Source organism: Tenacibaculum aquaeponti (genome assembly GCF_052084715.1).
Taxonomy (GTDB): Bacteria; Bacteroidota; Bacteroidia; order Flavobacteriales; family Flavobacteriaceae; genus Polaribacter.
On the sequence record NZ_CP197288.1, the window covers coordinates 2881482 to 2896430 of the forward strand.

The window sequence follows — 14949 nt, forward strand, 5'->3', positions numbered from 1 at the left end:
AATACCATTTTTACAATTAAGAGCTGTTAAAAAACTGCCAATGAGCTTGTCAAAAAACCAAATTAAGCTAATCAATAGTTTAAGACAAAAGAAATATAGAAAAATTAATCAACTTTTTATTGCTGAAGGAATAAAAGTAGTTAATGAATTGTTGCAATCTAGTTTAAAAGTAAATACAATTTTTGCTACAGAAGATTACCAATTGGATGAAAAATACGCAAAGATTACAACTATCATTTCTGAAAAAGAATTGAAGAAAATTACAACGTTAAAAACTCCTAATAAAGTTTTAGGTGTTTTTTATATTCCTGAAGAAAGTAAAATTGAAGATAGGGGTTTGGTAATTGCTTTAGATGCTATTAATGACCCAGGTAATTTGGGAACAATTATACGTTTATGTGATTGGTTTGGAGTTCAAAAATTAGTTTGTTCCATAGATACTGTTGATTGTTACAATCAAAAAGTAATTCAATCAACAATGGGGTCTATTAGTAGAGTAGATATTTCTTATGAAGACTTAGGGAATTATTTAGAAACAACTACTTTACCAACATTTATTGCTGATATGGATGGAGAAAATGTTTACAAAACTACTTTACCAAAAGAAGCTGTTTTAGTTATGGGTAATGAAGCAAATGGAGTTTCTGAGTCTATTCGAAAAATCATACAAAACAAACTAACAATACCTCGTTTTGGTGAAAGTAACCAAACGGAAAGTTTAAATGTAGCCACAGCAACATCAATATTAATAAGCGAATTTAAAAGAAATTTAGAATAAACCGTTGATTTGAGAGTCAATTCGATCAATAATATATCCTAAATCTTCAGGATTGTCAACGAAATCTAATTTATCTACTTCAATAATAAGTAATTTTCCTTTATTATAAGTGCTAATCCAAGCTTCATATCTTTCATTCAATCTGCTCAAATAATCGATACTAATTGAGCTTTCGTAATCACGACCTCTTTTGTGAATTTGTCCGACTAAAGTAGAAATATCAGCACGTAAATAAATTAATAAATCTGGTGGGTTTACTAAGTTTTCCATTAATTCAAATAGAGATGAATAGTTACTGAAATCTCTATTAGTCATTAATCCCATAGCATGTAAGTTCGGAGCAAATATATGTGCATCTTCGTAGATTGTTCTATCTTGAATTACATTTTTTCCAGTTTGTCTTAAATCTAAAATTTGTCTGAATCTACTATTTAAGAAATATACTTGTAAATTAAACGACCAACGTTCCATCTCTCCATAGAAATCATCAAGGTAAGGATTTTCATCTACAGATTCAAAGTGTGGTTGCCAATTGTAATGCTTTGCTAATAATTTGGTAAGTGTAGTTTTACCAGCTCCTATATTTCCTGCAATAGCTACATGCATACTATACTTGTTTTTTGATGGGGTCAAAATTACATATTATTCTTCGATTATTAGATATTAACAAGTTAATTTATATCCATAACCTCGAACATTAATAATTTCTACTGCTGGGTCTTTTTTGAGTCTTTTTCGTAGTTTAGAAATAAATACATCCATACTTCTAGCATTAAAAAAATCGTCGTCTCCCCATATTTTTTTTAATATAAATGAACGATCTAAGATTTCATTTTTCTTTTCTGTTAAGTAGTATAGCAATTCGCTTTCTCTATGAGTTAATAGTTCTGTTTCATTCTTAAAATATAATTTTTGCTTTTCGTAATTGAATGTATAATTACCAATAATTATTTTTTCTAGATTCTTTTTTAAGTTAATTCTATCTAACAAACTATGGACTCTAACGATTAATTCTTCCATCGAAAAAGGTTTCTTTAAATAATCATTTCCACCATGTTGAAAGCCATCGATAACATCTTTTGTTTGTGATTTTGCAGTGAGAAATATAATTGGAATACTGTTGTTTTCTTCTCTAATTTCTTTGGCTAAAGTAAAACCGTCTTTTTTAGGCATCATTACATCTAGAACCAAAATTTCGGGTGATTCTTTAGTATACATATCGTAGGCTTCTTCACCATTTACAGCGTGAAAAACTTCAAAATCTCTAGTCTCTAAGCTTTCTTTAACAATTTGACCTAAGCTAGGTTCGTCTTCTGCTAACAATAATTTTATCTTTTTACTCATAAGGCATAGTGATTTTAAATGTTGTTTTTCCAGGAATAGAGTGTAATTGAATGCTTCCGTTATGCTTTTCAATAATTTTTTTAGTGTAATATAAACCGATTCCAAAACCTTTTACATCGTGTGTATTTCCTTTAGGAACTCTATAGAATTTATCGAAGATTTTATCTTGTTGGTTTTTGTCGATTCCTTTTCCGTTATCAGATACAGTAATCTGAAGGTTTTTTGCAGAAGATTCAAATTCAAGATGAATTTCATCTCCTCCATATTTTATTGCATTATCAATTAAATTAGAAACAGCATTTTCTAAATGAAACTCATCAACTTTAATCACTAAATCGTCAGTGTTTGAAATGAAGTTTATTTTTTTATCAGTTGTAAATAGCTGATGTTTTCTACTTAATTTTTCTAATAAACTTACAATTTCAACAGCTTCTTCTTTTAATAATAATTTTTCGCTGTCGAGTGTAGCGGTTTCTAAAAGCTTTTCTACCATTACATGTAATTTCTTAATCTGACTTTCAGAAATAGAAACATACTTTTTAGTTTTCTCTTTATCATCAATAGCATTAAAGTTATTAATAGCTTCTAATGCAGTAGATACTGTAGTAATAGGTGTTTTAAACTCGTGAGTGATATTACTAATTAAATCATTTTTAATTTCTGCTAATTCTTTTTGATCATTAATGATTTTTAATAGATAGAATAAACTAAAAACAACAGCTAAGGATAATAATAAAGACAATAGAATTCCTGTAGAACTTCGTTTTAAAGCTTCAGAAGAAGGGTTGCTATACTTCATTTTGAATTTCTTATCAGGTCCAAGAAATGTTGATTTTGATTCTATAATAGTATACTCTTCTATTGGTTGAGGAGAAAAAATGGTATGAATAGTGTCTTGTTTGTAATATTCGAAAGCGTAGTCTACATTAATTTTTTTTTGACGAAGTTCATTTTTAAGAATAGTGTCAATTTTCCCATGATTCATAGTGTCATTTTGAATCGCAATAAAAAAAGTTTGAATTCCTTTAATTAATTTTAAACTATCTGCAGCCTTTTTTCCTCTAAAAACTCTAATGTCGTTTGCTTTGGTTAAGTTTTGATTTTGTTTACAGTTTATACTATCATAATGAGTATGATTTAAATTACAGTCATTATTTTTTTTAAAAAAATTATCTACTGTAAAAGCTGTATTGTTGTATTCATTCGAACTATCGGTAGTAATAACTAAAGATTGAATAGCTAAACTTGTACTGTCTTTTGATTCTTCTTTAGTTTTTTTACGACCCTTTTTTTTAGGACGATTATTAATGTTATCAATAGATAAAAAAATATCTTTCATAACATTTCTAACTTTTATAGATTTAGTAGAATCATTTTTTGGAGTGATAATTGAAAAATGATTAGCCTTCGTTAAATCTGTAAAATATTTCTCAATAGCATTATCTAAACTTATCTGAATTTCATTCATTACTCTTAGTTTGTTTTGTTGGTAATTTTTATAATTCCAATAAAACTGTACAGTTATAGTCGTGCATATTGTTATAACTATAAAATAAAGAATCCAATTATGTTTTTTAGTATTCATTCTCCAAAGGTACATTTCTAATTCTATAAAAATAAGTCGGTTAACACTCGTTAACACTCGTTAACTTAGAAATACAAATATTGAAAACATCTTTGTGCTGTGAAACAAAAAATTATTTCGTCATGAAAAAAGCAATACTAATAGTGTTATTAATAATAGTAGTAAAAACATTTTCTCAATCTGTTGATAGTGTAAAGATTAAAGCTTCATCATTAATTTATACAGTAGATTCTGTTAATGAACTTGAAACTATTAATTGGAACGAAGCTAAAGAGTTTTTTGAAGGAAATACGGAAGAAGAGGAAGTGACTTTAGGTATAAAAGTAAAAGGGTTAAATAAGAAAAAATCAAAAGTTAAAACAAAGCAAAGTTTTGAAATAAAAGGAAAGGTTAAAGATCTAGACAAGTTGATACATATTATGAAAAAGTATCAAGTAAAAACTACAGCAAAGACAAAACCTTTATCTCTAATTTATACAGTAGACTCTATTGAAGAGTTAAAAACAATTGACTGGGAAGAAGCAAGGACTTTTTTTAAAGATCATGATCAAGACCAAAAAATTACTTTAGGTTGTAAAGTAAAAAGAGTAAAAAAAGAAAAATCAAAATTAGATGTAAAGCAAAGTTTTATTGTTTCAGCTGAAGCAAAAGAGTTAGACAAATTAATTAAAATGATGATGAATTATACGTCATCTCAAGAAAAATAGAAGTAAAACAGTAATATAAAAATATAAAAATATAAAAAAATGAAAATTCAATTTCTATTCTTAGCCGTATTATGTTCATTAACTACAATAGCTCAAGATTTTCAAGGAAGAGCAGTTTATAAGACACATAGAAATGTAGATCTTAAAATAAGTACAGGTGATAAAGCACCAAATTCAGATCTTCAGAAACAGCTTCAAGAAAAAATGAAGAAAATGTTTCAAAAAACATACACTTTAAACTTTACCAAATCTACATCAACATATACTCAAAATAAAGAGTTAGAGCCAGCAGCTCAATCAGGAGGAGTTCAAATAATGATGTTCGGAAGTGGTGGAGGAAACGATATTCTTTATAAAAATACTACTGAAAAGAAGTATGTGAATAAAACAGAAGTGTTTAGTAAAGAATTTTTAATCAAAGACAAGTTGTCTGACGAAGCATGGGAAATGAGTGGAGAAACAAAAAAGATTGGAAAATATACGTGTTATAAGGCTACGAGAACTAGAGAAGAAGAACAAATAAGTCACATAATGACCGATGGTGAAACTGAGGAGAAAAAGCAAATGGTAACGATTAATACTGTGGCATGGTATACACCAGAGATTCCAGTGAGTAATGGACCAGATATGTTTTGGGGTTTACCAGGTTTAATTTTAGAAGTACATGAAGGTAAAAGAACCATAGTTTGTACCGAGATTGTTTTAAATCCTGCCGAGAAAGTAAAAATTAAAGAACCTAGGGGAGGAAAAAAAGTAAATCAAGAAGAATATGAAAAAATAGTGAAGGAAAAAGTTGCTGAAATGAATGAAAGATTTAAAAATAATCGTGGAAATGGAGAATCTATAAATATACAAATAGGAGGGTGATTTTTTTAAAGAAGCGATTTTAAACCTTTACAATTTTTTTAAGTCTTAGTAAAGATAACTAAGGTTATCTTTAACAAGAAAAGAATAAAATTAATCATGTAATTATGAAATCGCTTTTTACTTACCTCTTATTATTTTCAGTAGCATTTGGTTATGCTCAAAAAAACTTTCACGGAAAAGCTGTGTATAAATCGAAAACTTCTTTTGATATGAATCAATGGGGAAATCGTCAGTTATCCGAACAACAAAAGAAAAGAATCATGGAAAGAATGAAGAATATGTTAGAAAAAACATATACGCTTCATTTCAATAGAACTTCATCATTGTATGAAGAAGAAGAAAAATTAGAAGCACCAGGTGGAGGAAGAGGAGGTTTTCGTTTTGGAGGTTTTTCTAGTGGAATTCAATATAAAAATACACAAGACAAAAAGTTTTTAGAAGAGAGAGAGTTTTTTGGAAAGAAGTTTTTAATAGAAGATCCGTCTGAAATGCCAAAATGGGAAATGAGTGGAGAGCAAAAACAAATAGGAAACTATTTATGTTATAAAGCTACCATGGTAAAAAAAACTGATGAGTTCGATTGGCAAAATATGAGAAGAAGAGGAAGAGGTAGAAATAGAGATAAAGATAATAAGAAACCTGATAGTGCAAAAGTTAAAAAAGTTACTGAAGATTTAGAAATACCAAAAGAAATACTAGTTACGGCATGGTATACACCACAAATTCCTGTAAGTAATGGCCCTGGAGAATATTGGGGGTTACCAGGTTTAATTTTGGAAATAAATTCAGGAAAAACTACAATTTTATGTACAGAAGTAACTTTAAATCCTAAAGAAAAGAAAGAAATAGAGCCTTTAACTAAAGGAGACGAAGTTACAAGAGAAGAGTATAATGCTATAGTGAAAAAGAAGATGGAAGAAATGAGAGAAATGTGGAGAGGCAGAAGAAGAGGTAGGTCTTAGTAAGTTTTATGAATTAATCAAACTTTAATAATGAAAAAAATATTTTTTCTGGCGATCGTAATGGTTGCCTGTTATACTAGTGCCCAAATTAAACTGACAGGGATAGTAAAAGACAGCATTGGAAACCCGCTAGAAATGGCAAATATGTTGGCTATAAACCAAAAAGATAACAAAGTAGATTCTTACGGATTTACAGATGCTTTTGGTAATTATAAACTGAATTTGCAGAAAAATGCTAGCTATATCATTAAAGCGAGTTATGTAGGAATGAAAACAGGTGAGTTTAACGTTAGCACTAAAGAAAGTGATATTAAAAAAGATATTGTTTTACTTTTTGATAATACTTTAGATGAAGTAGAAATTATTTCTAAAATGCCTGTAACTGTAAAAGGTGATACAATTGTGTACAATGCAGATTCCTTTAAAAGCGGAACAGAAAAAAAGCTAGAAGACGTACTAAAAAAACTTCCTGGAGTAGAGGTAAACGATGAAGGAGAAATTCAAGTCGAAGGAAAAACAGTAAAAAAGGTAATGGTAGAAGGAAAAGATTTTTTTGATGGAGATTCTAAACTTGCTACTAAAAATATTCCAGCTAATGCGATTGATAAAGTTGAGGTCTTAAAAAATCATAGTGAAGTTAGTCAGATGAGTCGTGTTACTGATAATGAAGATAATATTGTTATAAATCTAAAACTAAAAGAAGGAAAGAAGAATTTTTGGTTTGGAGAGGTTTCTGCGGGAGTAGGAATGGCAACAGAAGATAGCCGATATATCGTACATCCAAAGCTATTTTATTACAGTCCGAAATATAGTTTAAACTTAATTACAGATTTTAATAATATTGGTGAGGTTCCATTTACACGTAGAGATTACTTTAAGTTTACTGGTGGATTTAGAGGAGCCGGAGGAAGAGGTACAGGTTTTAATGTAGCGTCATCTGATATAGGTTTCTTAACACTTCGAAACAACAGAGCTAAAGAAATCGAATCAAGATTCGGAGCAGTGAATTTTAGTTATTCTCCTAAAAAGAATTGGGATTTAAGTGGATTCGGAATTTACTCTGGATCAGAAGTAGATATGGAAGAAAATACAATAAGAAATTATATCAATGAAAATGTTGATGCTTCTGCTTTGCCGCCATTCAATGGAACAGATCCAAATTCGATTAGATTTATTAATACTGAAGAAATAAATAGTGTTTCTAAACAAAGGAGTGATTTAGGTTTACTAAAACTAAGTTCAAGTTATCGCCCAAATACCGATAATCAATTTGATTATGATGTTTTCGCTAAAATTTCAAATCAAGAAGAAATACAAAGTTTAAATTCTACACGTACCTATTTAAATGATGCAGATGAGTCTATTCCAATTCATCAACTATCTAGTCAAAATCCGTATTCAATTAGTCAAAATTTGAATTATTATTATACATTAAACGACAGTAATATATTTGCTTTAGAAGCTCAATATTTATGGCAAAATGAAGATCCTTTTTACAATGCTGAGTTAGAAAACTTATCTTTTTTCAATGTTCTAGGTTTAGTTGATGAAAGTCCTGTTCCTTTTGATGTTTCTCAGAATAAAAGAGTCAAAACAAATAAATTAGATGCTAAGTTAGATTACTTTTATGTGATTAACCCAAAGAGTAATTTAAATGTAACTTTAGGAACTACTGTAAGTGATCAGCAATTCAACTCTAATATTTTTCAAGTTTTAGAAAATGGAACAACGAATTCTATAAGTAATGTAAACTCAATTAATGATGTAAATTATACTTTCGATGATTATTATGCTGGTTTACATTATAAGTTTATTACAGGAATATTTACTTTTAATCAAGGATTTACAGCACATCAGTATTCAGCAAAAAACACACAACTAGGAAGTGTTTTTGATAATAGTTTTACAAAATTATTACCAGATGCTTCTATAAAAGTAGCACTTAAAAAGTCGGAAACTATACGATTAAATTATAGTCAACAAGTAAGTTTTACAGATATAAATAGAGTTGCAGAAGGTTTTGTATTTAATAATTACAATAGGTTGTACTCAGGAAATAGAGAATTAGAAAGTTCTTTATCACACAATGTAAACTTGAGTTATTTCAGTTTTAATATGTTTAATTACACAAACATTTTTGCTAGCGTAAATTACAGTAAACTTATAGATGCGGTAAAAGGATTAACTACGTTTAATGGAGTAGATCAAGTATCAACATCAATCAATTCTATATTCCCAGATGAAACAATTTCAGCGAATGCTAATTTTCAAAAGAGTTATCGAAAATTTAAAGTTACAGTCGGCGGAAATGTAGGTTATTCAGTTTCAAACAACCTGTTTTTTAATCGTTTTACAAATGAAAATGAGAATAGAGAGTCAAATTCATTTACTCAAGCTTATAGAACAAGGTTTAGTACAAACTTTAGAGAGTTTCCAAATTTTGATGTAGGTTATAATGTAAGTATTAATAGGTATGATCAAGGAGGAATTGTAAATACATTTACTACACACAGCCCGTTTATTAATTTCGATGCTTTTATCACCAGAGATTTAATATTTAATACAAAATACACCTATAATAACTACAGAAATCAATCTGAAACACTAAATGATTTTAGTTTTTGGGATGCAAATTTAACTTATCAAAAGAAAGATAGTAAGTGGGAATACAAAATGATGGTGACAAATATTTTAGATACAAAATCTTTAAATCAAGATAGTTCTAATACCATTTTTAATAGCTCTTCAGCTTACATAATCCAACCAAGATATATTACTTTTTCAGTAAAATATAATTTATAATTATTGTTTTAATCAACAAAAAGGACGAGGTATTCCTCGCCCTTTTTGATATATAAAATTAAGAATGCTATTTAATAATAACTTTTCTTACTTCTGTTTTATCATTTTTCACAACTTGTAATAAATATAACCCTGAAGTTATATTATTATAATTAAGTTGTTCAGCAAATTTGTTTGTAGTATTACTAAATTCTTTATTTCCTACTAATCTACCGCTTAAATCAAATAATTGAACTTTTACTGAACTTAAAGCTTCAATATCAAAGACTAAATTAAAAGTTTTGTTTTCTGAAGGGTTTGGGAAGATACTAAAATTTGCAAAGTCAATAACTTCTCCAGTTCCTGCATTCGGATTGTTAATAATTGTAAAATTTGTTGGATTTACATTGTAAAAGATATTATCCACAGCTTCAATCATTATTCTAGCCTCAGTCGTAGCCATATTAGGAATAATAACTGTTTCTATTCCATCATTAGGAGTATTATCAATAATCACAGTTGGAAAAGTAAGACCACCATCTGTAGATAATTTAATGCGTACATTTTTACAATTTATAGGAGCTTGATCTGTTGTAGATTTATCCCAAATAATAGTTTGAGCCGTTGCTCCATCCCAGCTAACCTCTGTGTTTGGAGATGTAACGGTAAAAGGTTTAGCATCTATAACTGTAACTTTCATGTCATCAAAAGCAACAGCTCCACCATTAGGTTGATTGTCTCTTACAGTTAATGTGAAATTCATTTCTCGAGCTACTTCAGGAATAACTTCCCAAAAAGAGAAAAATTCACCTGAAACAATAGTTTCTAATTTAGGTAAATATCTGTTAGGGATAGTTGTTGGAGTAAAAGATCTAAATGATGCCCCACCTGTACTTGTTGAAGAAGGAGGAGAGATGACAATTTCATTATCAACTTGTTCCCAGCAATATGTTAAGTTAGCAGAAGTGTTGTTATCAGATCCATTACCTCTTAATATTAAAGGTGTTCTTTTAGGTACTGTGTAATCTAAACCAGCATTAGCTGTAGGAGCGGTATTTCCCGTACTTGAATTCGAACTGCAAGGAGTGCTATTTTGAATAAAACCAAGCATCTCTTGAATACTTATTGTATGAAAATAGTCATCACTATTATTTTGAATATTATTAGGGTGACAGATGCCTGCGTATGCCATAATTGTAGAGCCACTTCCTGGTTCAATAGCAGTTTCATCATTTCTGTTTCCACCGATACAACTTCCAGTATTACCATTAAACGTATGATGCCCGCCAAATTGATGTCCTAATTCATGTGCAACAAAATCAATGTCAAAAGGATCATTTATAGGAGAATTTAACCCAGTCATAGCCCCAGCTTTAAAACCATTAACACAGACTGATCTAAAACGAGCAATTCCACCATCTCCAGTAGCAAATATATGTCCTAAATCATAATTTTCGGAACCAATGATGTTGTCACATAAATTTTGATTTTGATCGATAAGTGCAATAGAATCATCATTGTCTAAATTGTCAGAAACAGGGTCAAGATTGATTAAAGGATTAGTTCCACCAACTAAAACGATATTCATATGTACAGATAAATCTCTTTCGTAGATTCCGTTTACTCGAGCAATAGTTGTATTCATAGCAGATAAAACTGCTGCTTTTTGTTGAGTTTCAGTTCCTGAACTTAAACCTTGCTCATTTACATGGAATTGAGAATATTCACCAGTACAAGCTAAAGCCAATCTATATGTGCGTAATGTTCCATCATTTATTATTTTTTTATCAAAATAATGAATAGATTCTTGAATTTTGTTTTCTTCGAGCACTGTACACCCAGGATTAGAATTATTTTGATTTAAATCAGATCTATTAAACAGTATATAAACCGAATTGTCTTTTGTGTAAGGGTTTAGATAATATGTTGGTTTATCTAATTTATATAAAGTTATATGAACACCATCGCTACCAATACTTAATTTACCAGTGGTTTTTTTATCTAGTTTACTTATAATTGAATATGATTTGATAAAGTCAAATTCAGGGGCTAAAGATTCTGAAAAATTAGAGCTTTCTTTAATAAAGAATTCAGAAATATTATTATTAGTATCAGGAAGCAGAATTGTTTTTTCTGTCCCTCGACTTTTTAAATTCAGTTGGTTTTTAAAGTTATTAATATTTAATGAAAATAAACTGTACTTCTTAGGTAGATGATTAGTTTGTTTAGTTTTTTTTGTTAACAAACTAGAGTTATTTGGGTTTATTTTTTCCCAAGTATTCTGTGAGTTTACAACATAAATACTAATAAAAAGCAGTAATAGTGTTTTTTTCATGAAATTTTAATTTGAGTGTTTTACGATTTTAATTACTTGTTTTATGGTAAATAAATATAGGACTTTAACAAATGTATAAATAAAAACGCTGTATTGATAAAAATATTCTAGAAAGGAAAATTCAATTTAAATTATATAAAAAAGAGCGCCTTAAGCGCTCTTTTAAATTATTTTATAATTAGTTTTTTTGTTGTTTGTTGATTCCCGTTTTCAATTTGTAACAGATATAGACCAGAATTTAGTTTTTCAAGATCTAATTCTGTAGTAAACTTATTTGAAACATTTTTGTACGCAACATTTTCAACCAAACGTCCACTAAAATCGAAAACCCTAAGTTTTACTTCTTCTGTATTTAAAACATCAAAGGATACATTAAATTTACCATTAGAAGGGTTTGGGAATAAATTAAAATTATTGAAACTAAAATCTTCTACAGAAGCAGTATTGTTAATAACGTTAACTGTGTAATCTTCTGTTTCTCCCCATTCAGATGAATGATCTGTATCACAAGCACCATCAGTAAGAATAAAGGTATTATTGTCAAAGTACTGAATTATTACACGCATTCGAGTGTTTCCATTAATAGCATTTGAAGGAACTGTAATGTCTGCAGTTCTAGCTCCTGGACTTGTTAAACTTCCTAAGTCGTATCTTTCTGTACTTACATCGAAAATAAAATCTTGATTCCAATCAATAAAAACATAACAGTGATCTCTATATCCAGCAGGATCGAAAGATACACTTACAGAGTAATTATCACCTGCATTAATATCTGTTGAAATTGATGTATAGTCTATATATCCATCAACAGTATCATTACCACTAGTGTTATTAATTGTATTAAATGTAACATTAGTGATATGTTCATTTCCTCCAGCTTCATCAGTAAAAGTAGAAGTACAATATGAAGGATTGTTAGTTGTAAAGTTAAATGTACTTGTGTAATTTCCTTCTCCACATGCGTTTTTTCCTCGAACTCTCCAAAAATATTGTGTTAAACCATTTAAAGGAGGAGTAATAGAGAAAGAATTAGTTACAGAATTAATATTAAGTATAATATTATTAAATGCATTATCTGTAGCTACTTGTATGTCGTAAGATTCTGCTTCCGCAATATTTTCCCAAGATAAATTTGGAACTATACTAACATTAGTAGCTCCGTTAGATGGAGCAGTCAAATTAAAACTAGAAAAACTACCATCTGATATTTCTAATTCTGCATCAGTAGATTGATTAACAGATGTAGAAGTACCGTTAATCGTTAAATTGTAGCTATTAGGGGTTATCCCGTTTAAGTTAGTAATAGTCATTTTTACATTTCCGTCACTATTTATAGTATTTGGTGTAAAGGTAACAGAAGCTCCTGAAGGAACGTTACTAGCGTTAAATGAAACAGTTTCATTAAATCCATTAACAAAATCTAAATTTAGATCGTATTCTACTGTATTATTACCGGAATTACAAGTTATTTGTTTAGAAGTGGTATTGTTTAATACAAAAGTTGGAATATTAGAGACTATAGAGAAATTACTAGAATTAACATTATAAAAAATATTATCTATTGCTTCTACCATTATTCTAGCAGAATTAGTTACATTGTTAGGTACAGTTACATTGTGTGAGCCATCATTTGGAGTATTTTCTGCTAAAACTATAGGAAAAGTATTTCCTCCATCAGTTGATAGTTTGATTCTAACATTTTTACAGTTTACTGGAGCTTGGTCTGTTGTAGATTTATTCCATGTAATAGTTTGTGTGCTACCTGCATCCCAAGTTACTCCGGTGAGTTCTGAAGTTACAATAAATGGATCAGTATCAGATACTGTTATTTTCATATCATCCGATGCTGTAGCACCACCTCCAGTTTGGTTGTCTCTTACTGTTAAAGTAAAATCCATATCTCTTGCCACAGATGGCATTACTTCCCATTGATCAGATACAGCTCCTGATAAAACTATTTGCAATCTAGGTAGATACCTGTTTGGAGAACTTGTAGGTGAATATGAACGGAATGTTGCTCCTCCTATACTTGTAGATACCGGTGGTGAAACTACAATTTCATTATCAACTTGTTCCCAACAATATGTTAAACTAGCACCAGAATCAATATCAGAACCACTACCTCTTAGAATTAGTGGAGTACTTTTTGGAACAATATAATCTGCCCCTGCATTAGCTGTAGGAGCAGTGTTACCTGTATTTGTAGTGGAAGCACAAGTTCCTCCTGTTTGAATAGTATTCCAAATTTCTCCAATACTTATTGCATGAAAATAATCATCACTATTATTTTGTACATTCTTTGGAGTACAAATTCCTGCATAAGCCATAATGGTAGTTCCACTTCCAGGCTCTATAGCAGTAGTATTATTTCTATTAGCACCTGCACAACTACCTGTGTCACCATTAAAGGTATGATTAGCACCAAATTGATGTCCGAATTCATGAGCAACAAAGTCTACATCAAAAGAGTCTCCTGTAGGAGAAGATAAACCTGTAATACCCCTACCTTTTTCACCATTAAGACAAACACCTCCTAATGAAGCTAAACCACCACCACCAGTAGAAAAGTTATGTCCTATATCATAACCATTTCTACCAATTTCATTATCACACAGAGTTTGATTTTGATTTATTAATGTAGTAGCATTATTATTATCTAAATTGTCAGTAGCAGGATCTAAGTTAATTAATAAATTACTTCCAGCGATTAAAACAATATTCATGTGTACAGCTAAATCTCTTTCAAATAACCCATTAACTCTAGCCATAGTTGTATTCATAGCAGATAGTACAGCTGCTCTTTGTTGCGCTGCTGTAGCTGAAGATAAACCTTGTCTGTTTACATGAAACTGAGCGTATTCTCCAGTACACGATAAAGCTAATCTATATGACCTTAGGGTTCCATCATTAGGATTTCTAGTACTTAATTTATTTGAATAAGGAATTTTAACATCTTTTAATAAATTACATCCAAATCCTGAACTAGGTTTGTTAATATTAGCTCTACTGTAAGAAATATATGTTTTATTATTTTTGGTATAAGGATCTATGTAATGTGTAGGTCTTTTCCCTGAATATAGCGTAACATGAACACCATCTATTCCTATAGACAATTTACCAGTTTCGCTTTTGTCTTCATTGTTAACGATATTATAAGAGGTAATAAAACCATATTCTTTAGCTACTGGTTCTGTAAAGTTTGAAGATTCAATAATCTGATAATTTATAAGTTCGCCTTTGTGATTTGGTAGCTCAATAGTTTTATTTAATCCTCGAGATTTAAGATTTAATTCTTTTTTGAAATTCTCGAGATCTAAGCTAAAGAGGTCAAATTTAAGAGGGTTCGTATCTCTCTCTAATAATTGGTTACTTCTAAAAAATAACTTATCAGAATCTATTTTTTTCCAAGAACTCTGTGCGTTAGCTATACAAAAAGCTAAAAAAAGTAGAAGAAATGTAATTTTTCTCATGGGGTGAAATTTTTTAAAAAACAATAAAAAACAATAAAAAACAATAAAAAAACATACAGTAGTAATTTATTGATTCTTAAATAAAAAGGTTAATTAAAGAGCACTTAAAGCGCTCTTTTA

Annotated in this window: 10 protein-coding genes; 5 read left to right on the forward strand and 5 right to left on the reverse strand. The window is 29.5% G+C overall.

The features are described from left to right. The first annotated feature begins 40 nt into the window (after positions 1-40). Entirely contained in the window at positions 41-778 is a 738-nt protein-coding gene (locus tag ACSIGC_RS13035) for a TrmH family RNA methyltransferase (protein ID WP_442265249.1), read from the forward strand. On the opposite strand, the gene ACSIGC_RS13040 is transcribed toward ACSIGC_RS13035, so the two are convergent. From ACSIGC_RS13040 to ACSIGC_RS13050, 3 genes are read right to left on the reverse strand one after another with little or no spacing between them, the layout of a single operon-like run. Beyond that, complete coding sequence (locus ACSIGC_RS13040; RefSeq protein WP_442265250.1) at positions 770-1384, reverse strand: deoxynucleoside kinase; 615 nt, start codon at positions 1382-1384, stop codon at positions 770-772. The two genes, ACSIGC_RS13035 and ACSIGC_RS13040, sit on opposite strands and share 9 nt — an antisense overlap. 57 nt (positions 1385-1441) lie before the next feature. Next, the gene (locus ACSIGC_RS13045; RefSeq protein ID WP_442265251.1) at positions 1442-2122 is read right to left on the reverse strand and encodes a response regulator transcription factor; all 681 of its coding nucleotides are present in this window, start codon (positions 2120-2122) and stop codon (positions 1442-1444) included. Continuing rightward, complete coding sequence (locus ACSIGC_RS13050; protein ID WP_442265252.1) at positions 2115-3707, reverse strand: sensor histidine kinase; 1593 nt, start codon at positions 3705-3707, stop codon at positions 2115-2117. The genes ACSIGC_RS13045 and ACSIGC_RS13050 overlap by 8 nt, the downstream gene beginning before the upstream one ends. Before the next feature lie 122 nt (positions 3708-3829). Between ACSIGC_RS13050 and ACSIGC_RS13055 the strand changes: the two genes are divergently transcribed. The 4 genes from ACSIGC_RS13055 to ACSIGC_RS13070 all read left to right on the forward strand — a co-directional run bounded on the left by ACSIGC_RS13055 (position 3830) and on the right by ACSIGC_RS13070 (position 9045). Continuing rightward, on the forward strand, positions 3830-4414 hold the full coding sequence (locus tag ACSIGC_RS13055; RefSeq protein ID WP_442265253.1) for a hypothetical protein: 585 nt from the start codon (positions 3830-3832) through the stop codon (positions 4412-4414). A 39-nt stretch (positions 4415-4453) separates the two neighbouring features. Then, complete coding sequence (locus ACSIGC_RS13060) at positions 4454-5281, forward strand: GLPGLI family protein (RefSeq protein ID WP_442265254.1); 828 nt, start codon at positions 4454-4456, stop codon at positions 5279-5281. A gap of 104 nt (positions 5282-5385) precedes the next feature. After that, positions 5386-6243: a GLPGLI family protein gene (locus ACSIGC_RS13065; RefSeq protein ID WP_442265255.1), complete on the forward strand. Its 858-nt coding sequence runs from the start codon at positions 5386-5388 to the stop codon at positions 6241-6243. 30 nt (positions 6244-6273) lie between these two features. After that, positions 6274-9045, forward strand: a complete 2772-nt coding sequence (locus tag ACSIGC_RS13070; protein WP_442265256.1) for a TonB-dependent receptor — start codon at positions 6274-6276, stop codon at positions 9043-9045. Between the two features lie 67 nt (positions 9046-9112). Here the strand turns inward: ACSIGC_RS13070 and ACSIGC_RS13075 are convergent, their stop codons facing one another. Further along, positions 9113-11359 (reverse strand): reprolysin-like metallopeptidase, encoded by a 2247-nt coding sequence (locus ACSIGC_RS13075; protein ID WP_442265257.1) that lies wholly within the window; start codon positions 11357-11359, stop codon positions 9113-9115. A gap of 167 nt (positions 11360-11526) precedes the next feature. Beyond that, positions 11527-14829, reverse strand: a complete 3303-nt coding sequence (locus ACSIGC_RS13080) for a reprolysin-like metallopeptidase (RefSeq protein ID WP_442265258.1) — start codon at positions 14827-14829, stop codon at positions 11527-11529. Between the last annotated feature and the right edge of the window lie 120 nt (positions 14830-14949).